Genomic DNA, 21,355 nt, shown 5'->3' on the forward strand with positions numbered 1-21,355 from the left:
TTCCCCCGTCACGCTGAAACCGGCCCCAGCCGTAACCCGCTTCGCCCGCCGGGTGAAGGGGTCAGGCCTGTCCGATCAGCAGCATGACCAGCGGCACGGTGACAATGCTGGCGGCGGTCGAGATCAGGATCGCGGTCGACACCCGCTGCTGCGCCACGCCGAAATACTGGGCAAGGATATAGACATTGCCGGCCACCGGCAGGGCGGCGGCGGCGACCATGACGCCGGCGGCAAAGGGCTCGACCGCCAGCAGGATCGCGGCAATGCCCACGGCAGCCGGGTGCAGGACCAGCTTGGCCGCGCTGAGCCAGCCCGAGGCCAGCAGCCGCGCGGCCTTGCGTCCGGCGAGGCTGGCGCCGATGGCGAAGAGGGCCCCGGGCGTGGCGGCGGCGCCGAGGATCGACAGGAACTCGTCCAGCGGGCCGGGCATGGGCAGGTGGAACTGCGACCAGAGCAACCCCGCCACCATCGACAGGATCATCGGATTGCCGACAATGCCCATCAGGATCGGCCTCAGCGTCGCCAGCCGCAGCCCGCCGCTGCGCGAGGCATGGATGATCAGCGTGATGAGCGTCGAGAAAACCAGCATGTCGATGGTCAGGACCATCAGCACCGGCCCGGCGGCGCGTTCGCCCAAGAGCACCACCAGCATCGGCACGCCCAGAAAGCCGGTATTGCCGGTCATGCAGCATTGCGCCTCCATCGCCGCCTCGGGCAAGGGCAGCTTGCGCCACAGCGCGGCGGCCATGCCGATGACCCAGACCAGCGATGAGCCGATCAGATAGGCCAGCACGAAGCGCAGATCGAAGAGCGCGGCGAGGTCGAGATTGGCCGCAAAGCGGAACAGCATGGCCGAGAGGGCGAAGAAGAAGACGAACTTGGTCAGCCAGACCGCGCCTGCTTCCGGGAAGAACCGGGTGCGCGCGGCCAGCCAGCCCAGCCCGATCAGGCCGAAGAAGGGCAGCGTCTTCAGGAAGATCGCCAGCATCAGAAGACCGACATGATCTCGGCCAGCGGCTTCTTGCGCTTGGCGGCAGCCGGCACGGTCGCCGCGGCCGAGGGCAGGCCCACCGGTAGGATCATCAGCGCCTTCTCGTTCTCGGGCCGCAGGCACAGCTCGTTCAGGAACTTCATCGGATTGGGCGTATGTTCCAGCGTCACCAGCCCGGCATGGTGGATCGCCGTGATCAGCATGCCGCAGGCGATGCCGACGCTTTCGGGAACATAGTAATGCTTGTGCCGCTGACCCTCGGCATCCGTGCCCCAGCGCTGCGCGAAGACCACGATCAGCCAGGGCGCGATGGTCAGATGCGGCTTTTCCGGCCCGGTGCCCACCGGCTCCAGCGCCGCCAGCCATTCATCGCCGCCACCGCCGGCATAGAAGGCGCGCTCCTCCTCTTCCGCCGCGTCGCGGATGCGGGCCTTCATGGCGGGGTCCGAGATGGCGACGAAATGCCAGGGCTGCTGGTTCGCGCCCGAGGGGGCGGTGCCGGCGGCCTCGATGCAGGCTTCGATCACCGCGCGGTCCACCGGGTCGGGGGCGAAGTCGCGCACCGAATGCCGCCGGCGCATATGGTCGCGGAAAGCGCGGGCCGAGGCCAGCGAGTCCTCGGGCGAAAGCTGCAGGCGGTCCGGCAGCGGCAGCGGCACATAGCTCATCTCGACCCCTCGATCTGGGGTCAGCCCGATCCGATCAGCACCCCGGTTGCAAAGACCAAACCACCGCCGACCACCACTTGCAAGGCGGCACGCCAGAATGGCGTCTGCATATAGCGGTTCTGGATCCAGGCGATGGCCCAAAGCTCGACGAAGACGACGATCATGGCGATGATCGTGGCGGTCCAGAAATGCGGGATCAGATAGGGCAGGGCGTGACCCAAACCGCCAAGCGCGGTCATCACGCCCGAGGAGATGCCGCGTTTGATCGGCGAACCGCGCCCCGAGACGACGCCGTCATCGGAGGCGGCCTCGGTAAAGCCCATGCTGATGCCGGCGCCAAGGCTGGCGGCCAAGCCCACGAGGAAGGTCGTGCCGGTGTCCTGCGTGGCGAAGGCGGTGGCGAAGATCGGGGCGAGGGTCGAGACCGAGCCGTCCATCAGCCCGGCCAGCCCCGGCTGCACCCAGGTCAGCACGAAATCCCGATGCGCGGTCTTGGCCTCGGTCTCGCGTGCCTCACGGGTCAGGTGTTCGTCGCTCAGCTCTTCGGCGCGGGTCTCGTGGCCCTGCTCGGCTGCTGCGAGGTCACCCAGCAGCTTGCGCGTCGCGGCATCGCTGCTGCGTTGGGCGGCATGGGTATAGAACTCGGCCGCCGCGCGCTCCATCACCGCCGACTCGGCGCGAATCGTGTCCAGCGACAGGTTCTGCATCATCCAGGCCGGGCGGCGGTGGTAATAACCCGCCACATGCTCGCGCCGGATCAGCGGGATCGCCTCGCCAAAGCGGGCGAGATGCGCCGCGATCAACTGCTGGCGGTGGCCATCCTCTTCCTCGGCCATGCCGTCGAAAATCGCGGCGGTGGCGGCGTAATCCGTGCGCAGGAAGGAGGCCCAGTTGCGATAGATGCGGGCGTCATCCTCTTCCGAGGAAATCGCCAGCGCCAGCACCTCCTGCTCGGACAGTTCCGAGAATTTCTTGCGGCCGGAAAAGGAAAAGCTCGTCATGTCCCCCTCCCGGGGTGAAATTCGATTTGGGAGTGCGTTCAGCGAGTGGCGGGTCGGGAAACCTGTCCGCGTTCGACGGTGAATTCACGCGCGCCATCGCCGAGATCGCGCATCTCGACCATGACATGCCCGCCTTCTGCACAGAAATGAGGCACATCGACCACCGCCGCCGGGTCCGTGGCGATCAGCCGCAGACGTGTTCCCGGTGGCGCGGACATGAGCCGTTTGCGCAGCCGCAGGACCGGCAGCGGGCACAGCAGGCCGCGCGCATCGACCTCGTCGCCGGGCTCGGTCTCGATCATGCAGCCTTGCCCTGACGCACCGCGCGCTGGCTCCACTCGGCCAGACCCGCGGGATCGACCCATTCGGCGAGCTCGCCGGCGAAGGCGTCGAAGGGCGCGCGCTGTTCGATCGGCACATGGATCAGAACCGGCACGCCTTCGTGCAGCGCCTCTGCGATCACGTCGCGAAACCCCAGCCCCAGCGCCTCCTGCTTGCCGAATTTCGGGAGAATACAGATGTCTGCGCCCTCGGTCAGCCGGGCCGAGACGCGCCCGGCAGCGGTCTGTAGCGCGCCGGAATCCAGCCTGCAGGCCACCGCGCCCGGCCCCAGGGATTGCGAAATGCGGATCATCGGCCCCGTATCGCCAAGGACGCGCAGGTCCATGTCGCAGGCGCAATCGGCGCTGCCGCCGGAATTGACCTGAAGCGCCCCGACCACCCGCAGGCCCTGCCGCGACAGGTTCTCGGCCAGATCGGTCAGCAGCTGATCGGCCGCGCCCGGTTCGGCATCGGGCAAGGTAAAGCATCCGAGCATGGCAATATCTCCATTCTTCCGCCGCAGGATAGGCCAGCGGGCCGAAAGCGCAAGCCGCCGCCCGGCGTGACAGGGCCGGGGATACAGGCTATGCGAGAGCAGAATGGGAAGAAATCAGACACAAGGTGCAATGGTCCCGAATATCCTGATGTCGCGCAATGACGGGCTGGGTGCGCGGCTGATTCCACTGCTCAGCGCCCTGCGGCTCGCACAGTTGACCGGCGCGAAGCTGCGCGTCTTTTGGCCCTCGCAGGATCAGCGCACCAATGTTTCGCAGTTTGCCTGCCTCTTCGCGCCGGAATTTTCCGAGGCCTATTTCATCCCCGAGGCCGAGTTTCGTCCCCGCCGCGTCTCGATCATCCCGGCCCACCGCTTCCAGCACCTGACGCCGGAAGAGTTCGTTCAGCAGGCCGATCCGGCCTCCGACTATTTCATCGAAGAGGCCACCGGACCGGTCGCGCTGATGGGCGAAGACCCGGGCGAGGTGGCGCGCGACTATCGCGAGGCGATGGGGATAATCACCTTCACCGACCGGGTGAAGGATGTCATGGCGCGGATCGATGCCGCCTTTGCCGGGCGGCAGGTGACGGCCTATCACATCCGCCACGGTGACGTGACCAGCAGCTATCGCGCCCGCGGCAAGGCCTGGCCGAACAAGTATGTCCCGCCCGAGATCTACCTGGAGCACATGCGTCAATCGGGCGTCGGGCCGGATCGCCCGGCGCTGCTGATTTCGGACACGCCGGCCTCGATTGACTGGCTGGTCGAGCGCCAGCCCGGGGCGATGCGGCTGAGCGACCTGATCCGGCTTGAGGATCTGGAATCGCTGCAATTCGATTTCCTCGAACTTTACGCCATGTCGCGCGCCGCCCTGATCGTCGCGCCCGAGATGAGCGGCTTTTCTCGCGTGGCCGCCGCCATCGGCGCGGTGCCGATCGCCGATGTCGGCCAGTCGCTGACCGACCAGGCGATGGAACAGGCGATGGTCGCGATGCAGGCGCGGCTGGAGGGCCAGCCCGAGAGTTTCCTCAATGATGGCGAGATCGCCCAGGCTACGGTGCATCTGCGCCGCTGGCTGGACCTTCAGGACCGCGCAGGGGATTTGTCCGAGATGCTGGACCGGCAGCTGGACCAGGGCAATACCGTGCCGCTGCTGTACCGGATGCGCGGTGAGGATGCCTTTCGCGCCGGCGACATGGCGGCGCTGGCCGAGACCGGTCGGCAGGCCCGCGACGCGATGATCCCCTTGCCACATGTGCTGAGCGAGATCGACACCATGCAGGCGCTGCTGCATCTGCGCGTGGGCGAGGCCGAAGCCGCGACGCCGCTTTTGCGCCGCGCGCTTTATACTTGGCCGATGCAGGCTTTTGCAGCCGAGGCGGTGCGTCTGTGGCTGCTGGCTGATCCGCGTCCGTCCGCGCCGCTTTATCCCTTCGATCCGCTGGTGCTGGACCTGATCAGCCTGTCGCGCGGCGAGCCGCAGAAGCGGGTCGAGATGCGCAGCCTTGTCTGGGAAACGCGACATTTCCTGTCGAACACCTTTCGCGGCCCGCTGACCGCCGCCAGTGCCGATGCCGAGCTGCGCGAGAAGGTGCTGGCAGTCGAGGCGCAGGACGAGATCAGGGGAACGGCCGCCGAACGGGCGCTGAAGAGTTTCCGCAGCCAGATCGAGATGGAGGGTCCCGACCCGGAATCGGCGCTGTCGCTCGCAGCCGAGATGGCCCATGACGCGCCCTTGGAAGAGAACCGTTGGGCGACACAGCGTTTCGCGCTGAACCTGCTGCACCTGCGGAAGTATCAACGCGCGCGGTATTGGTTCGCACGACTGGCCAAGCAATGGCCCGACGAACCCGTCTATGCCGGACTGCTGGCCATCACCATCATGCGCGAGGGCGAGAACGAGGTTGCGCTGACCCATTTCGAGCGCGCCAATCCGGCAGGCACGACGCCCTATCCGGTCTTCATTCCCAAGCATGTGCAATTGCTGGACCGGCTGAAGCGCGAGGACGAGGCCGAGGCGCTTTATGACCGGCTGCTCGATGAGACCGGCTGGGCCGAGATGCACCTGACCGCCGTGGTGCGTCGTGCCCTGCGCCAGGGTCGTCCCTTCCCGCATCTGGATCGGTTGACCCGACTTGCCGACGAGGCCGGCCCGCATCGCGCCGCCGGTGCCCTTGCGGCGCAGCTTCTCTACCGCGAGGGCCGGACCGACGAGGCCCGCGCCCGCGCTCAGGCGGCGCTGGATGGCGGCGGCGTGCCCGCCGGTGATCTGAAGGCGGTACAGGCGGTCTTGGGGATCGTGGCGGTCGAGCCCGAGGGAACAGAGCCCAAATGACCGATCATTCCGTGCTGCTTCTGGCCTATGGCCAGTCGAATGCCGATCTCTATCCGGCGGCACCGGCTCTGCCCTGTGAGGCGTTTGGCGATCCGCGGATCGTGACCTTCAATGATGGCCATGCCTTTCGGGGTCTGCTTGGCGCAAGCCCCTTACAGGAGGCAACGGCGCTGGTACCGGCCGGAGCGGCGTCCTATGAAACCGTGAAATGTCGCAACTACCAGTCCTTTCAGATCGCGGCGGCAGCCCGACTGTTGCATGAAACTGGCATTGGAGCGCCTCGTCATGTCATCGTGCGCGCGGAGGGCCGCGGGGGGCGTCGCTTTCATGGGACTGTTGCGAAGAACGGCCTCCACGTCGAAGGCATTCTGAGCAATGTGGACGGCACCGATTCACAGATATTGCTGAATCTGTCGAGCGCGATCCGCATCTCCGCGACCCTGGCGCTGCAAGCAGGTGCGCCGCTCAGCCGGATCATTGTCAATTTTGTCCATGGCGAGGCGGATCGAGGTACCCCAAAGGAGATCTACCGCCAGAATCTCGAGCGACTGATCGACCGTGTGGCAGGATTCGCTGCCGAGTTTGATCTGCCGGTGCATTGGTTGATCCTCGATCCTGCGGGAACCTCCAGCATGGGAAGCGGTAACAACTGGCATTGCCGGTTGGCGATGCGCGAGGTGGCCAGCAGCCGTTCCAATGCCCATCTGATCGGCGCGGGTTATGCCTATCCACTGGATGATCTGATCCATTACACCAGCGAGGCACGGGTGCTGTTCGGAGAGCATTTTGGCACTGCGGCGGCGCATCTGCTGGCGCGCGACGCGGGCGCGAAAGGCGATCTGGGCTGGATGCTTGACGCCCCCGGTCCCCCTCAGGCTTTTCTGAGGGATTCAACGGTCGAGCTTCACCTTCCCGGCAGTACAGATTTCGAGCTGATCGCAGGCATTTCGGACGCCGAACTTACGGTCGAGGGGTTCAGCGCCTCTCATGCCGCGCGCTGCCGGGTGATCGGGGTGGTGCAGTCCGGCCCACGCAGCGTCCGGGTGCAACTTGACCAGCCTCCCTCCATGTCTGCGTGCGCGAGTCTGGATTATGCCTTTCAGATTGTGCGCAGGGATGATCGCCGCAGCGACTCCCCCCTGCCCGCAGGTCGCGGCGGCTGGCGCAGCGTGCGGGCGCTTGACTCGATGGTTCTGCCGGGGCGGCGGATTCACCAATGGGTGCCGGGTTTCAGCATTCCCTTTGCCGAGATGGAACAGGGCTGATCCGGTCAGGCGAACTTGTTGTCGCCCCGGACCGTGCCCTCCTGCTGGCCGGCCAGGTATTTCTCGCGGTTCAGCATCCGGTGGAACGGGGTGCCGTCATGCAGCACTCGCAGGCGCTCGCGCTCGTCCTCGCGTTCGGCATCCGAAATGTCGCGCCAGGTTGTACGGCCCGAGATCATGCCCTTCTCTGCCAGCGCCGCGCCAAGCCGGGCAAAGCTGATCTCGCCGCAAGAGCGGCGGCCGGGGCGCTTGTCGGGATAGGGCAGCCAGTCCTCGACCAGCACGTCCACCTCGAAGGCGTCGATGTTCTGGAACAGGCGCAGCTGGTCGACGAAATGCGGGATCAGGTCCATGCTGCGGCGCTTGATGATGGCGACCTTCTGCTCGGCATTGCCGACAAAGCCCACCAGGTGCAGCGGCGAGCAGTCGCAGGCCACGATCATCTTCGCCGCCTTGTATTGCGCCACCTGGTCCAGCAGCGGGTGGTTCTGCGGGTGATAGATCTCGAAGCCCTCGGCCTTCAGCTGTTCTTCCAACAGCCATTCGCCGATGATCCCGCCCCGGTCCCGTGCGAGGCCCGAGCGCGAGATATAGATCTTTTCAGCTCCCTTGGCAGGGACGGTCCGGCCGGCAAAGCGGCGCATATAGCTGCGAAATGCCTCGGACCCGCGCATCAACTCGAACTGGCCAAAGCCCTGCCGTGGGACGAACAGCCGGTCGACCCGCAGGGGAACCGGCGTCGACCGGATCGGCACGGTCGCGCCCAGCACGTTGAACAGCGGCCGGAACTGGCGGACGAACTGCATCGGGCGGGCATTGATCTTGGGGGTATAGACGATGCTCTGGATCGCCGGGCGCAGCTCGTCCAGCGCCCAGAGGCGGGTGGTGGATTCGACGAGGAAATGCCCGAAATGGCCGAACAGCATACCGCCGAACATATGCTGGCCGGGCAGGTGCTCGATGGTGGCCGGATCGGGCATCTCGGGCGCCAGGTTGACCTGCCGTCCCTCGCCCCAGGTGATCGAGTTCTCGACCATCTCGCCCTCGGCGGTCAGCACGCCCGAGGACTGGAAGCGGTTGTTGTTGCCACCCATGCCGCGCGGGGGCGGCACGATGATGGCATTGTCGACGATGACAATCGACCGTTTCGTATCATCGAGATCCAGACCCATCAGACGCCCCGTTCAAGGGCGATGCGCATCAGCCCGTTCATGCCATCTACCGCCAGCTTCTTCTTCAGGGCAGACGAGGTATTCGCGACGGTCTTGTAGCTGACCCCCAACTCATCGGCGATGGCCTGCAGGCTCTGCCCCTGACCGATCTGGCGCAGCACCTCGGTCTCGCGCTGGCTCAGTTGCGCCAGCGGATCGGCGCCCGCGCCCGCGCGCATGGTGGCAAGCGCGATGGCATGTTTCGGGTTCAGGTAGAATTCGCCCGCTTCCTGCGCCCGGATGGCCTGCCGGAATTCCTCGGGCGGGGCGTTTTTCGACAGGAAACCATGTGCCCCTGCCTCGATGGCGCGGGCGGCAAAGCCGGTCTGGTCATTCATGGAGAAGACGAGAATGCGGGTGCCGGGAACCGCCACCAGCAGATCGCCGATCATCGACAGCCCGTCGCCATCGGGCAGGGTGATGTCCAGGACGATCAGCCCGGGCTGCCGATCGCGGGCCTGCTGCATGGCTTCGCGCGCATTCATCGCCTGGTGGATGTCGTCATAGCCCAGCTCGCGCAGCAGCCGGCCGGCCCCCAGATGGGTGATCGGGTGGTCATCGACAACCAGCGCGGATTTCATCGGTTACGGCCCCTCGGCAATGCGGCGGTCAGTGTCGTCCCCGTTCTATCCGAACTGATGTCCAGCCTGCCAGCCAGAAGCGCGATCCGCTCGGCCATGCCCGAGAGGCCGGTGCCGCGCGGGGTGCCGGGGGCGATGCCCTTGCCATCATCGCGGACGGTCATGGTCCAATGGGTGGGATCGGATCCCAAGGTGGCGGTGATCCGGCCTGCGCCGGCGTGGCGAAGGGCGTTGGTCGTGCCCTCCTGCAGGATGCGGAACAGGGTCAGGGCGGTGGCCTCGTCTGGTTCGGGCAGGTCGGGCGGGATGCTGATGCGGATCCCGGTGTCGGGAAAACGGCCGGCAAGGTCCTGGACATGGCCCTTGAGAACGGTCGCCAGCGGCAATTGCCCCAGCGGCGCGGGGCGCAGGTCGTCCAAGAGCGCCCGGTTCACCCGGCTGATCTCGTCGGCGATGGCGGTGATGGCCTCGGCATGGTCGCGGATCGCCGGGTCGTCGCTGCGCTGGCGCAGGGCATCGGCCTCGACCCTGAGGCCAAAGAGGCAGGGGCCCATCTCGTCATGCAGGTCGCGGGCGATGGCCTTGCGCTCGTCATCGGTGCGGGTCACCACTTGGCGCTGCAGGTGCTCGCGCTCGGCTCGGGCCTGTTCCAGCGCCGCGCCCAGAAGATCGACTCCACGCCCGATCGGGGCGAGGTCGGGCTGCGGCAGCGGGCCAACGCGCGCTTCCAGCCGGCCCTGCGTCAGGTCGGTCAGCCGCGCGGCGATATCGCCCACCGGGCGCAGCGCCCGCCGGGTCAGCCAGACGATCAGCGCCCCCTGCAGAAGCGCGGCCAGCGCCGTCAGCCCGAGGATCCGGCGCATGTCCTGCCAGGCCGTGACAATCTGCGCCGTCGGGTCGGCGGTGATCGAGACATAGCCCAGCATCCGCCGCTCGATCACCACCGGCAGGCGGGTTTCCTGCGGCTCAGGCGCGATCAGGCGGGCGAACCACAGTGGTGCCGCTGTGGTGACGCCGGCGGCGGGCGTGACCTGGTGCAGGGCCCCGTCGCGCGCGTCGAGAATGGTGATGGCGGCATTGCGCGGCGAGACCAGCCGCTCGGGCAGCGTGGCCATCAGGCGGTCCAACGGCACCGCGTCCTGCATCGTGCCGATGGTCGCCAGCACCAGCGAGCGGGCGGTTTCGACCCCGGTGCGCAACTCGCTGGTGACGGTCTGGCGCAGGTTCTGCAGGCTGAACAGCGTCAAGACCACCAGCAGCATCAGCTGGATGGCGAAAATCACGCTCAGGATGCGTTGGGTCAGGGTCAACCGTGTCATGGCCGCCATGTTTGGCCGAAGCCGGTGGCTTCGTCTATCGTCGGGTTGACGCAGGCTGTGCGCGACCGATCCACAGACCCAGCGCCAGACCCGTCACCGCGCCGCCCAGATGCGCCTGCCAGGCGATGGCCGGGACCAGCAGCGTCAGGCCCAGGTTGAGCACCACGATGTTCGCCACCGCCCGCCACAACGGCCCCATCGGCTGGCCGCGCTGGCGGCGGCGGATGGCGACCAGGCCGACCAGCGCCCCGGCAAGGCCGAAGACCGCGCCCGATGCGCCGACCATCGGTCCGGCGGCCGGGGCCATCAGGGCAAACAGGCCGGCTGCGGCGATCTGGCAGATCAGGTAGACCAGCAGCATGACCCCCGGCCCGGTCAGCTTGGCCAGTTCGCGCGCCACGACCGCCAGCGAGACCATGTTCATCGCCAGATGCAGGATGCCGCCATGCAGCAGGCCATAGCTGAAGAACATCGCCAGTTGCTGTCCAGGGTAGACCGGCCAGAGATCGTGGAACAGCCGCGACCAGAAGCCGCCATAGACGGTCGCCATGCCGCGCGCATCGGCCCAGCCGGTCAGCTGCAGCGCCACGATCAGCAGTTCTATCCCGCAGCAGAGCAGGATCAGCCCGGTCACCCATCCCGGCAATTGCCGCCATGTGCCGGTGCCGGCCTCCATCGCTCCGCCCGCCTCAGCCTTGCGGCCGGTCGTCATCGGTCTTGATCTGGCGGGCCTCGTCGATCAGCATGATCGGAATCCCCTGCCGGATAGGAAAGGCAAGGCCGGCTGCGCGCGACACCAGTTCCTGCCGGTCGGGGTCATAGTGCAGCAGCGTATGCGTGACCGGGCAGACCAGCGCCTCGAGCATGTGGCGGTCAAATCCCGGTGCGGGTGCGGCGGTGTCGTCAGTCATTGCAGTCGTTCCTCGTGCTCGCCGCTGCGCAGCGCATATTCGATCAGCCCGTCCAAGAGCGCCCGCCGCTCGGCCAGGGTCGGGGCTTCCAGCAGCGCCTGCTTTTCCTCCACATCCAAGGGCAGCAGCATGGACAGCGAGTTGATCAACGTCTCGGTCTCGGCGGCGCTGGCATTTTCCCAGTCCGTCGACAGCTCGCGTTCTTCCATGAAGCGTTTCAGCCGCTCGAGAAAGGGCCCGCGCTGGAATTCGGGGTCGGTCTCGGTGCCGCCCAGATCGATGCCGAATCCGCTCCAGTCGGCGCGACCGGTCAGGTAGGGCTGAAATCCCTCCTCGGCCTCGATCAGCCGAAAGCGCGACACGGCGCGTAGCTGGATCAGCATGCGGTTGTTGTCGGTCTCGCTGAAGGCGACGACGCGGCCGGCGCAGCCAACCCCGGCCAGCCCGTCCTCGTGCGGCTGGATCATCCCGATCATCCGGTGGCCGGATTTCAGCGTATCCTCGAGCATCTGCAGATAGCGTGGCTCGAAGATCTGCAAAGGCAACCGGGCGCGCGGCAGAAGAAGCGCCCCCGGCAAGGGAAAGAGGGGAATACGCTCAGGAAGGGGATGCGGCGTGCGCATCACGCAAAGATCAGCGAGGACAGCCGACGGCGGCCTTTCTGGGCCAGCGGATCAGTGGGCTTGAGGCTGTCGAAGATGGTCAGCAATTGCGCCTTGGCCGCGCCCTCGTTCCACTCGCGGTCACGGCGGAAGCTCTCCAGCAGCACCTCGGTGGCCTGCTCCACTTCGCCCGCGGCATGCAGCGCCTGTGCCAGTTCCAGCCGCGCCTGCTGGTCGGCGGGGTCGGCATCGACCTTGGCCTGCAGTTCGGCCAGCGGTCCGGCATCGGCGGCCTGACGGGCCAGTTGCAGCTGCGCGCGGGCGGCCTCGATCGGGCCGCTGCCGGTGATCGCGGCGGGCACTTGGTCCAGCGCGGCGGCGGCGGCATCGGCGTCACCCTTGGCCAGATGGGACCGGATCAGTCCGCCCCAGGCCTGCGGGTTCTCGGGGTCTTCCTCGGCGATGGCGGCGAAGGTTTCGGCCGCGTCCTCTGCCGCGCCTTCCTCCAGCATCGCCTCGGCGGCGGCCAACGCATCGGCCAGCCCGCCATCATCGCCGCCAAGCGCGACGAGCTTGTCGACGAATTGCTTGATCTGGCTTTGCGGGATCGCGCCCTGGAAGGCGTCGACCGGCTGGCCCTGGAAGAAGGCATAGACGGTCGGGATCGACTGCACCCTGAGCTGCCCGGCGATCATCTGGTTCTCGTCGACATTCACCTTGGCCATGCGCACCCGGCCCTTGTGGCGGGCGACCTCGGCCTCGAGCTGGGGGCCAAGCGTCTTGCAGGGGCCGCACCAGGGCGCCCAGAAATCGACGATGACCGGCACGGTCATCGACATGTCGACCACCTCGGCCATGAAACTGGCCTCGGTCACATCCTTGATGAAATCGCTGGCGGCAGGGGCGGCGGCGGGTTCGGAACCAAGGGTCAGCATCGCGTCTCTCATCTCAAAGGGTCTGGGCATAGATAGGGCCATGCCCCCTTGGGTTACAAGGTCAGCGTGGCTCGGGCGGGATCATGCAAAGCGGCAAACCGGCGGGCAGGACCAACAGCCCCGCGCCCTTACGATAGACCTCGGCGGCGCTGACATTGCTGACGGTGGCAGTCAGGCGCGTGGCATGGACCAGCCGCGCCTCGGGCAGGCGGGCCAGCAGGTCGGGCGCGGGGGCGATGACCAGCGCCGAGGGTGCTGCGCCGGGGATGAACATGCCGCCGGCCATCAGCGCCAGCCAGCCAAGGGCGAGGGCCAGTGCATATGCCGCCACCCGCCGCATCAGTAGTCGTGGATATGTTCAAGCCGCGCGTGCGCAAGGTCCAGCTCGCGCAGGCGGCTGGCCAGCTCTGGCACCTTGACCACGATCAGGTGCCGCATCTCGCGGCTGCCCTGCAGCGGAAAGGTGAAGATCGCGCCCAGATCGGCGGGGCCGTTGGTGATTGCCGTCAGGAGGATGTCGTCATTGCCGGCGATCTCGATGATCTGCCCACCCTCGTCGGTGATGTGCTGCAGGATGGTGGTCAGCTCGCGATAGCGCGGGGTCTCGATCTCGAACCCCTCGGGGCGGCGCTGGATCACGGTGACGCCGGGGATCGTGGCCAGCTGCGGCTCGGGCAGGCCGGTGACGACGGCGCGCAGCGTCAGCTCGTCCTGCCCGGTCGCGGCCACCGCGCCCGCGATCGCGCGGGCATAGGCGGCCTTGGCGCGATACTCGACGCCAAGGGCAAACTGGCGCTCCCGGTCACGGAAAACGCCGGTCGCAGCATCGTCCAGCGCCTGTGCGTCCGTGGTGAAATCCCACCGATACCACGGGGTCTGCTGCAGGAAGGCGGCATAATCCGCCGCCTGCTGCGCCGACAGCCGGTCGATCGGGCTGTGATCCGGCCCGCGCAGCCATGTCGCGACGCGGCCAAGCGTTTCCTCGTAAGCCGCCTTCAGCATCAGCTCGAGGGTGAAACTGACCCCGATGGTATAGATCGTTGCCTTGGACTCGCTGGTGAAACCGCCATGTGCATCCGCCATCTCGGTCAGCGGGCAGAGCGAGGACCAGAAGCCGCCGATGGCCTGCAGGAAGCGGAAATCGTCCGGGTCGCCCGAGGCGATGACGCGCGCGTAATCGGCATAGGCATGGACGATGTGCCATTCGGGATAGGTGGTGAAGGTGCGCGACTCGTCACGGGTCTGGCTGACGATGGGCGTGTGATCCTGCGGTTGGGGCGTGCCCCGGCACATGGTCTCGTTGCGGATGACCGGCAGGGCCAGCAGCAAAAGGGCGACCAGCAGCGCCAGTACCCCTCGCTTCAGCCAGCGCCAGAGGAAGCTCACTTCCGCACCCCCGCCAGCAGGGCAAAGCCGCCCAAGAGGATATGGGGCGCATTGGCCATGATCTTGAAGGTAAATGGCAGGTCGAGGACGCCGTTATTGACGATGCCGAGGTCCAGATAGCCCGAGCCGACCGCCAGCCCCATCAGCCCGTCGGCCAGATAGAGCGTGCCGAAGATCAAGAGGAAATTCCGCGCCGCCCGGGCCGAGATCAGCGCCGCCGCCAGCGCCCAGAGGGCCGAGCCGAGATGCAGGAGGTCGTCAAAGATATCCAGCGCGAAGACGCCGAAGGCCAGCCCGTCCGGGTCGGTCAGGCCGGGGATGTAGTTGATCGATGCAGCGCCCAGCAGGGCCAGCGCATAGAACAGGGCAACCTTTTGATGAAAACTCATAGCGGCTCCAGATATGTGTCCCACAGGGAGTTGCGCAGGGTCAGTTGCGGGTCCAGCAGGCGCTTGGCGGCGGCCAGCCGCTCGGCCCGGGGATAGACGCGGGCGAATTGCTCGACCGTGGCATGGGGGCGATAGGGCAGGTAATAGCTGCCGCCGATGGCGGCGATGCCGTCGATCAGCTCGCGAGTCAGGCGGGCCATGTCGGCCTCGGACCGGGCCGACATTTCCTGGCTGAAGGACATGACGGCGGCAAGCCGCGGGGTTGGGGCATAGGCCAGCCAGCTGTCGGGATCGGCGGCGACATAGCGGATGGTGACGTTCAGCATCTCCTGATAGCTGGGCGGGATCGCCTGCTTGCAGACGGCGATGAAATCGGACCAGCGGTCGGGCGGCACGAAATATTCGTGCAAGATGTCAGTCCGCGTCGGATCGCCATCATCCAGGGTGGCAACCGGCTCGTTCATCAGGCTGTTGCGGGTCGAACTGCCGCCAAGGCGCGGGTTCAGGCTGGCCTCGGTCCACCAGCGCAGGTGCTTCATCGGCTCGCGATAGAGCTGCGCGCGATAGATCCGGGCCGCTACCTTCGACACCCAACCCGAACCGCTGGCGGGCGGCAGGTCGGTCTGGTCGGCATCGGGGCGATAGGCGATCATCAGCCCCTGATCCAGAAACCCGGCGCGATCCACCGACAGCCGGCCATAGGCCATGCCCACTGCCGGATCGTCCAGTGCCACCATGAAGGCATCCGCAAGCCCGGTACCCGGCATCTGTTCAAAACTCGGCGTCACCCGCGCATTCGGCGCCGACTCGACCTCCATGGTCAGGATCAAGCCAATGAGGCCATAGCCGCCCATCGCCATGCCGAAGAGCTCGGCATTCTCGGTGCGCGAGCAGGTGACGACCTCGCCATCGGGCAGCATCATTGTCAGGCTGCGCACGGTCGAGCCCATCGGCCCATGCGGCACCGGCCAACCATGGGCGTTGACGCTGAAGGTCGCGGCGAGGCCGAAATCATGGTTCGACTGCATCACCTTGGGCGAGAGACCCACCGGATCCAGCGCGGCGATCACCTGCGACCAGCGGGCATTGCCGGGTGCCAGATAAGTCTGGGCGGCGCTGTCGATCTCGATCCGGCCATTTTCCCAGCCAAGCGCGGTGCCGTCGCGGGGCAGGGATTGCCCACCCATCGAATGCCGCGCCGCCGAAAGGCACAACGGTCGCCCCGCCGCCTGCGCCTCGGCCAGTTCCGCGCGCAGCCGCGCGACCAGGGCCTCGCCGGGGTCCTCGGTCAGGATGATATGCTTGGCGATGGGTGTTTCGGACAGCAGCGAGGCGTCGTTCAACGTACCCTCGGGCGCGGGGCCGGTCAGCGGCACCCCGTCCAGCGTGTCATGCCAGGGCGCCAGCCGGTTCGCGGCCCATGCCCCGATGACCGCCCCGGTGCCGAGCAGAAGCGCGCGGCGCGAAAAGCGGCCCATGCTCAGAGATCGAAGCTGGCGAAGACGGGCACGTGATCGCTCGGCTGCTGCCAGCCCCGGACCGGACGAAGGATGCGACTGCCATGACCAGCGCCGGCAATATCCGGCGTGGCCCAGATGTGATCGAGCCGCCGGCCCTTGTCGGCGGCATCCCAATCCTTGGCGCGATAGGACCACCACGAATAGAGCAGCCCGGACGGAATGTCCTTCCGGGTGATATCGACCCATTTGCCCGCATCCTGCGCCGCGCCCAGATGCTCTACCTCGATGGGGGTGTGGCTGACGATCTTCAGAAGCTGCTTGTGCGACCAGACATCATCCTCGCGCGGGGCGATGTTCAGATCGCCCACCATGATAGATTTCTGCGGCTTGTCGGCATGGAAGGCGTCGCGCATCTCGGTCAGGAAGTCGAGCTTCTGGCCGAATTTCTCGTTCTGCGCGCGGTCTGGAATGTCGCCGCCCGCCGGGACATAGAAATTGTGGATGGTGACCCCGTTTTCCAGCCGCGCGGCGACGTGCCGGGCATGGCCGAGGCTGGCATAGTCGCGGTCGCCCGCATCCTCGATCGGCAGGCGCGACAGGATGGCGACGCCGTTATAGCCCTTCTGCCCGCGCGCCACGACATGGCGGTAACCCAGGTCGGCGAAGCCCTGCAGCGGCATCTTCTCGACCGGCGACTTGATTTCCTGCAGGCAGAGGATGTCGGGTGCCTCTTCCGACAGCAGGCGCGCGACCAGCGGCTCGCGCAGGCGGACCGAGTTGATGTTCCAGGTGGCAATCGTGAACATGGGCATCCTCATTCTCATTCGGGGCGGAGACTAGCGGCGCGCTTGGGCAGTGTCGAGTTCACGCGGAAAAAGGCCGTTGTTCCCCGCCCGTCCTGCGGTCAGGATGCCGCCCATGCGGAGCAAGGAGGGCGCCATGACCATCACCATCGACGAGGCCCTGACGCGCGGCGGCATCGGCCGCTTCCAGTGGCGCTTGCTGGGCATCTTCGGGCTGGTCTGGGCGGCGGATGCGATGCAGGTGATCTCGGTCGGGTTTTCCGCGCCGTCGATTGCCGCAAGCTTCGGCCTCAGCGTGCCGCAGGCGATCCAGTATACCGGGACGCTGTTCTTTCTGGGCATGTTCGTCGGCGCATACCTCTTCGGGCGGCTGGCCGACCGCATCGGGCGGCGGCGGGTGCTGCTGATCACGGTGGCGGCTGACGCGATCTTCGGCCTTGCCGCCGCCTTTGCCCCCAGCCTCGGCGCGCTGATGGCGCTGCGCTTCATCACCGGCATGGCGGTGGGCGGCACGCTGCCGGTCGATTACGCGATGATGGCCGAGTTCCTGCCGCCGAAGAACCGGGGCCGCTGGCTCGTCTGGCTGGAGGGGTTCTGGGCCGTCGGCACCATCGTCATCGCCCTGACCGCCTGGCTTGCCAGCGTGAACGGCGCGGCCGAGGCCTGGCGCTGGATCTTTGCCGTGGCGGCCTTCCCGGCGCTGATCGGCTTCTGGCTGCGGCTGTGGCTGCCGGAATCGCCGATGTTCCTCGTGCGCCACGACCGGCAGGACGAGGTGCGCCACGTGATGAACCGGGTGCTGACCACCAATGGCAAGGCGCCGCTGCCCGAGGGTAGCCGCATCACCACCGCAAGCCATGACCCGGCCTCCGAGACCTCGATCTTCGCCCCGGCGCTGCGGGCGCGGACGCTGGGGATTCTGATCGTCTGGTTCCTCGTCTCGCTTTCTTATTACGGCGTGTTCATCTGGCTGCCGGGGCAATTGGCCGGCGAGGGCTTCGGTTTCGTGCGGGGCTATGGCTTCCTGCTGATCCTCGCGCTGGCGCAGGTGCCGGGCTATGCGCTGGCCGCCTGGGGGGTCGAGAACCTGGGACGGCGGGTGACGCTGATGGGTTTCCTGCTGGCCAGCGCGGCGGGCTGTTTCCTCTTCACCATCGCCACATCGGCCACGATGATCGCCGCCGCGCTGATCCTGATGAGCTTCGCGCTTCTGGGCACCTGGGGCGCGCTTTACGCCTTCACCCCCGAACTCTACCCGACCGCGCTCCGCGGCACCGGCATGGGCACCGCCAGCGCCATCGCGCGGCTGGGGGGCATTCTCGCGCCCAGCTTGCTCGGCGCGATCATCGCCAAGGGCTTTGGTCTTGCCATTGGCACATTTGCACTGTTGCTTGTGCTGGCGGCCATCGCGCTGGCGGTTCTGGTCAGGACCGAGACGCGCGACCGGGCCATCGGCTGAGCGACAGGAGGACGAGATGGGTCAACTGGTCAACGGCGTCTGGATGGACGAATGGTATGACACCGCCGCGCATGGCGGCGAGTTCGTCCGCGACACCGCGCGGCATCGCAACTGGATCACCGCCGACGGCACGCCGGGACCGACCGGAGAGGGCGAGTTCAAGGCCGAAAGCGGGCGCTATCATCTCTATGTCTGCTATGCCTGCCCCTGGGCGCACCGGACGCTGATCTTCCGCGCGCTGAAGGACCTGACCGGACATATCGACATCTCGGCCGTCCATCCCGACATGCTGGCCGATGGCTGGACCTTCGAACAGGATTTCCCCGGCGCCGATGGGGACCAGCTGTTCGGCAGTTCCTTCCTGCGCGACATCTACCTGCGCGACAATCCCAAGGCCTCGGGCCGGGTGACGGTGCCGGTGCTCTGGGACCGCGAGCGCGGCCGCATCGTCTCGAACGAAAGCGCCGACATCATCCGTATGTTCAACGGGGCCTTCAACCGGGTGACCGGCAACGAGGACGATTATTGGCCGGAAAGCCTGCGCCCCGAGATCGAGGCGGTGAACGAGCGCGTCTATGCCACGGTGAACAACGGCGTCTATCGTGCGGGCTTCGCCACCTCGCAATCGGCCTATGACCGGGGCGTCCGGCCATTGTTCGACAGTCTCGACTGGATCGAGGGGCTGCTGGGCCAGCACCGCTATCTGACCGGCGGGCGGGTCACCGAGGCTGACTGGCGCCTCTTCACCACCATCTGTCGCTTCGATTCGGTCTATCACACCCATTTCAAATGCAACCGCCGCCGGATCATCGACTATCCGAACCTCTGGGGCTGGGCGCGCGAGCTGTATCAATGGCCCGGCGTGGCCGAGACGGTGCGGCCCGACCACTACATCCGGCACTATTACTACAGCCACGCGACCATCAACCCGAACCGCATCATCCCGATCGGTCCGGTCGAGGACTGGACCGTTCCGCATGCGCGGGGGTAGGAGGCGGTCCATTACGGCGACGCACGAGGCCTCGCCCGATTGACCGACCCCTGGCCTCGACCTAGATTCCCCTAGCAGCCCGTTTCCGCCTTCCTCGCACAAGGAGCAGTCCCGATGGCCATCCGCAGCATCCTGACGAATTACACCGGCTCGGGTGGTGGGGCTGCGGCCCTGCGGCTGGCGGTACAGATGGCGCAGAAATATGACGCGCATCTGACCGGGGCCGTCTGGCAGCCGCAGAACCCGCTGCGCCGCCGCGCTGGCGCCATCTTCACCCGCGAGATCGACCGCATCCTCGATCAGGCAGAGGCCGAGTTCGTCGAGGAACGCCGCGCCGCCTTCACCGCCGCCGTGACCGAGGCCGGGCTGCTGGATCGCTCGGATTTCCGCGTGCTCTCGGGCAAGGGTGACAGCATCACCGAGGCCGCGCGGGGCCATGACATCCTGACCATGGGCGGCGCGGCCGAGGGCAACGCGGGCGGTGATTTCGCCGTGCGCCCCGACGTGGTGGCGCTGCGCTCGGGCCGGCCGGTGGTGATCGTGCCGGCAAGCTATCAGAAGCCCGCCATCCTCGAGACCGCATTACTGGCCTGGGATGGCAAGCGCGCGGCGGCGCGGGCGCTGGCCGATGCCATGCATATCCTTGGCACCAAGGAGAAGGTCACCGTGTTGGGGATCGGCGAGGGGCTGCCCCCGGATTACGCCGCCGATGTGCTGCGGCTGATGGCGCTGCACGGGATCGAGGCCGAATTGCTGATCCGCCCTGCGGCGGGGGCCGGGATCGGGCCGACCATTCTCGACGCTTGCACCGAGACCGGGGCGGGCCTGCTGATCATGGGCGCCTATGAGCACAGCAAGTTCTCGGAAGACCTGCTGGGCGGCGTCACCCGCGACATCCTGGAACAGGCGCAGCTGCCGGTGCTGATGTCGCACTGACGCGCTTGGGCTGACTGCCGCCGAGGCGAAGATTTTTTGTCGCAGGCCGGTGCCGGGGGCTTGAACTGCGCCCGGAATCCCTCCATGTCGGCCACGTTCGCGCATTCGTGAACGACCCGAGGTGACCGGGCCCCTCTGACGGACGTGGCGGCACGTTCGTGATGTCGGCACTGTTCTTGAACAAAGCCGCAGGGACGATTCTGACATGTCAAACGGAACCCCGACCGCCGCAGCACCCAAGGGCGGGACGCTGCATTACTTCAAATGGGCCTTTATCGTCACCGCACTTGGCCTCGCGCTTGGCGCGGCCCTTGGCTGGCAGATGACCGGCACGATGGGCGGGATGCTGACCATCTTCTTCATCTGCTGCGTTCTGGCGGTGCTGGAAATCTCGCTCAGCTTCGACAACGCCATCGTCAACGCCAACAAGCTGAAGGACATGACCCCGGAATGGCAGCACCGCTTCCTGACCTGGGGCATCATCATCGCCGTCTTCGGCATGCGGATCGTCTTCCCGCTGCTGATCGTCGTGGTGGCCGCCAAGATCGGCCCCTGGCAGGCGATGGTTCTGGCCGCGAGCCAGCCCGACGAATATTCGCGCATCATGAAAGAGGCGCATCTGCCCATCGCCGCCTTCGGTGGCACCTTCCTGATGATGGTCGGCCTCAGCTTCTTCTTCGACCACGAGAAGGACGTGCACTGGGTCCGCTGGCTGGAACGCCGGATGCAGAAATACGCCACCATCCGCGGCATCGAGGTCGCCGTCGCGCTGGTCGCGGTGCTGATCGTCTCGCGCTTCCTCGATCCGGTGGAATCGCAGGTCTTCTTCCAGTCGGCCATCTGGGGTCTTCTGACCTTCCTGCTGGTCGAGGTGCTGGGCGGTCTCCTGGACAGCAGCCAAGAGATGATGCAGGCCGGCGCAAAGGGTGGTCTGGGCGCCTTCCTCTATCTGGAAGTGCTGGATGCCTCGTTCAGTTTTGACGGCGTGATCGGTGCCTTCGCGCTGACCCACAACCTTTTCGTCATCGCCATCGGCCTTGGCATCGGCGCGATGTATGTGCGTTCGATGACCATCATGCTCGTCGAGAAGGGCACGCTGACCCAGTACCGCTACCTGGAGCACGGCGCCTTCTACGCCATCATCGCGCTGTCGGTGATCATGTTCCTGCAGAGCTTCGTACACATTCCCGAAGTCATCACCGGCCTTGGCGGCGCGGCGCTGATCGGCGTGTCGCTGTGGTCCTCGATGCGCTGGAACAAGAACACGCGGGCGGACGCAAGCTGACCTGATCCGC

23 protein-coding genes are annotated in these 21,355 nt (G+C 66.6%); 6 read left to right on the forward strand and 17 right to left on the reverse strand.

Annotated features, from left to right (window positions below):
• Nucleotides 1–61: 61 nt before the first annotated feature.
• Genes CX676_RS15290 through CX676_RS15310 form a run of 5 tightly spaced genes read right to left on the reverse strand, consistent with a single transcriptional unit; the run spans nucleotide 62 to nucleotide 3,477 of the window.
• Nucleotides 62–988 carry an AEC family transporter gene (locus CX676_RS15290; RefSeq protein WP_101753382.1) on the reverse strand — a complete coding sequence of 309 codons (927 nt, stop codon included), beginning with the start codon at nucleotides 986–988 and terminating at the stop codon, nucleotides 62–64.
• On the reverse strand, nucleotides 988–1,659 hold the full coding sequence (locus CX676_RS15295; RefSeq protein ID WP_101753383.1) for a nitroreductase family protein: 672 nt from the start codon (nucleotides 1,657–1,659) through the stop codon (nucleotides 988–990). The genes CX676_RS15290 and CX676_RS15295 overlap by 1 nt, the downstream gene beginning before the upstream one ends.
• Nucleotides 1,660–1,679: 20 nt before the next feature.
• The gene (mbfA, locus tag CX676_RS15300; protein ID WP_101753384.1) at nucleotides 1,680–2,660 is read right to left on the reverse strand and encodes an iron exporter MbfA; all 981 of its coding nucleotides are present in this window, start codon (nucleotides 2,658–2,660) and stop codon (nucleotides 1,680–1,682) included.
• Between the two features lie 38 nt (nucleotides 2,661–2,698).
• The gene (locus tag CX676_RS15305) at nucleotides 2,699–2,962 is read right to left on the reverse strand and encodes a sulfurtransferase TusA family protein (RefSeq protein WP_101753385.1); all 264 of its coding nucleotides are present in this window, start codon (nucleotides 2,960–2,962) and stop codon (nucleotides 2,699–2,701) included.
• Nucleotides 2,959–3,477 carry a DUF2478 domain-containing protein gene (locus CX676_RS15310; RefSeq protein ID WP_101753386.1) on the reverse strand — a complete coding sequence of 173 codons (519 nt, stop codon included), beginning with the start codon at nucleotides 3,475–3,477 and terminating at the stop codon, nucleotides 2,959–2,961. Before CX676_RS15310 ends, CX676_RS15305 begins: the two co-directional genes overlap by 4 nt.
• Before the next feature lie 130 nt (nucleotides 3,478–3,607).
• On the opposite strand from CX676_RS15310, the gene CX676_RS15315 reads away from it, so the two are divergent.
• Nucleotides 3,608–5,812, forward strand: coding sequence for a hypothetical protein (locus tag CX676_RS15315; protein ID WP_101753387.1), 2,205 nt, complete (start codon nucleotides 3,608–3,610; stop codon nucleotides 5,810–5,812).
• Entirely contained in the window at nucleotides 5,809–7,077 is a 1,269-nt protein-coding gene (locus CX676_RS15320) for a hypothetical protein (RefSeq protein ID WP_101753388.1), read from the forward strand. Before CX676_RS15315 ends, CX676_RS15320 begins: the two co-directional genes overlap by 4 nt.
• A gap of 5 nt (nucleotides 7,078–7,082) precedes the next feature.
• On the opposite strand, the gene CX676_RS15325 is transcribed toward CX676_RS15320, so the two are convergent.
• The 12 genes from CX676_RS15325 to CX676_RS15380 form a co-directional block, all read right to left on the reverse strand.
• Nucleotides 7,083–8,249: a glycosyltransferase family 61 protein gene (locus CX676_RS15325; RefSeq protein WP_101753389.1), complete on the reverse strand. Its 1,167-nt coding sequence runs from the start codon at nucleotides 8,247–8,249 to the stop codon at nucleotides 7,083–7,085.
• Complete coding sequence (locus CX676_RS15330; protein WP_101753390.1) at nucleotides 8,249–8,869, reverse strand: response regulator transcription factor; 621 nt, start codon at nucleotides 8,867–8,869, stop codon at nucleotides 8,249–8,251. The genes CX676_RS15325 and CX676_RS15330 overlap by 1 nt, the downstream gene beginning before the upstream one ends.
• Complete coding sequence (locus CX676_RS15335) at nucleotides 8,866–10,188, reverse strand: histidine kinase (RefSeq protein WP_198590211.1); 1,323 nt, start codon at nucleotides 10,186–10,188, stop codon at nucleotides 8,866–8,868. The genes CX676_RS15330 and CX676_RS15335 overlap by 4 nt, the downstream gene beginning before the upstream one ends.
• A 34-nt stretch (nucleotides 10,189–10,222) precedes the next feature.
• Nucleotides 10,223–10,900 carry a rhomboid family intramembrane serine protease gene (locus CX676_RS15340; RefSeq protein ID WP_101753392.1) on the reverse strand — a complete coding sequence of 226 codons (678 nt, stop codon included), beginning with the start codon at nucleotides 10,898–10,900 and terminating at the stop codon, nucleotides 10,223–10,225.
• A complete protein-coding gene (locus CX676_RS15345) occupies nucleotides 10,878–11,099 on the reverse strand; it encodes a Trm112 family protein (RefSeq protein ID WP_101753393.1) in 222 nt (73 codons plus the stop codon). Before CX676_RS15345 ends, CX676_RS15340 begins: the two co-directional genes overlap by 23 nt.
• Nucleotides 11,096–11,722 carry an LON peptidase substrate-binding domain-containing protein gene (locus tag CX676_RS15350; protein ID WP_101753394.1) on the reverse strand — a complete coding sequence of 209 codons (627 nt, stop codon included), beginning with the start codon at nucleotides 11,720–11,722 and terminating at the stop codon, nucleotides 11,096–11,098. Before CX676_RS15350 ends, CX676_RS15345 begins: the two co-directional genes overlap by 4 nt.
• Nucleotides 11,722–12,636 carry a thioredoxin family protein gene (locus CX676_RS15355; protein ID WP_101753395.1) on the reverse strand — a complete coding sequence of 305 codons (915 nt, stop codon included), beginning with the start codon at nucleotides 12,634–12,636 and terminating at the stop codon, nucleotides 11,722–11,724. Before CX676_RS15355 ends, CX676_RS15350 begins: the two co-directional genes overlap by 1 nt.
• Before the next feature lie 61 nt (nucleotides 12,637–12,697).
• Nucleotides 12,698–12,967 (reverse strand): hypothetical protein, encoded by a 270-nt coding sequence (locus CX676_RS15360; RefSeq protein ID WP_157935962.1) that lies wholly within the window; start codon nucleotides 12,965–12,967, stop codon nucleotides 12,698–12,700.
• Between the two features lie 8 nt (nucleotides 12,968–12,975).
• On the reverse strand, nucleotides 12,976–14,022 hold the full coding sequence (locus CX676_RS15365) for a hypothetical protein (RefSeq protein WP_101753397.1): 1,047 nt from the start codon (nucleotides 14,020–14,022) through the stop codon (nucleotides 12,976–12,978).
• Nucleotides 14,019–14,411 carry a hypothetical protein gene (locus CX676_RS15370; RefSeq protein ID WP_101753398.1) on the reverse strand — a complete coding sequence of 131 codons (393 nt, stop codon included), beginning with the start codon at nucleotides 14,409–14,411 and terminating at the stop codon, nucleotides 14,019–14,021. Before CX676_RS15370 ends, CX676_RS15365 begins: the two co-directional genes overlap by 4 nt.
• Complete coding sequence (locus CX676_RS15375) at nucleotides 14,408–15,889, reverse strand: FAD-binding protein (protein ID WP_101753399.1); 1,482 nt, start codon at nucleotides 15,887–15,889, stop codon at nucleotides 14,408–14,410. The genes CX676_RS15370 and CX676_RS15375 overlap by 4 nt, the downstream gene beginning before the upstream one ends.
• Nucleotides 15,890–15,891: 2 nt before the next feature.
• Complete coding sequence (locus CX676_RS15380; RefSeq protein WP_101754373.1) at nucleotides 15,892–16,677, reverse strand: exodeoxyribonuclease III; 786 nt, start codon at nucleotides 16,675–16,677, stop codon at nucleotides 15,892–15,894.
• A gap of 133 nt (nucleotides 16,678–16,810) precedes the next feature.
• Between CX676_RS15380 and CX676_RS15385 the strand changes: the two genes are divergently transcribed.
• From CX676_RS15385 to CX676_RS15400, 4 genes are all read left to right on the forward strand, one after another.
• Entirely contained in the window at nucleotides 16,811–18,133 is a 1,323-nt protein-coding gene (locus tag CX676_RS15385; protein ID WP_101754374.1) for an MFS transporter, read from the forward strand.
• Between the two features lie 16 nt (nucleotides 18,134–18,149).
• Entirely contained in the window at nucleotides 18,150–19,124 is a 975-nt protein-coding gene (locus tag CX676_RS15390; RefSeq protein ID WP_101753400.1) for a glutathione S-transferase family protein, read from the forward strand.
• Nucleotides 19,125–19,238: 114 nt separating this feature from the next.
• Nucleotides 19,239–20,060 (forward strand): universal stress protein, encoded by an 822-nt coding sequence (locus tag CX676_RS15395; RefSeq protein ID WP_101753401.1) that lies wholly within the window; start codon nucleotides 19,239–19,241, stop codon nucleotides 20,058–20,060.
• 205 nt (nucleotides 20,061–20,265) lie between these two features.
• Nucleotides 20,266–21,345, forward strand: a complete 1,080-nt coding sequence (locus tag CX676_RS15400; protein WP_101753402.1) for a DUF475 domain-containing protein — start codon at nucleotides 20,266–20,268, stop codon at nucleotides 21,343–21,345.
• The last annotated feature ends 10 nt before the right edge of the window (nucleotides 21,346–21,355 follow it).

This window comes from Paracoccus zhejiangensis (genome assembly GCF_002847445.1).
Lineage (GTDB): Bacteria > Pseudomonadota > Alphaproteobacteria > Rhodobacterales > Rhodobacteraceae > Paracoccus > Paracoccus zhejiangensis.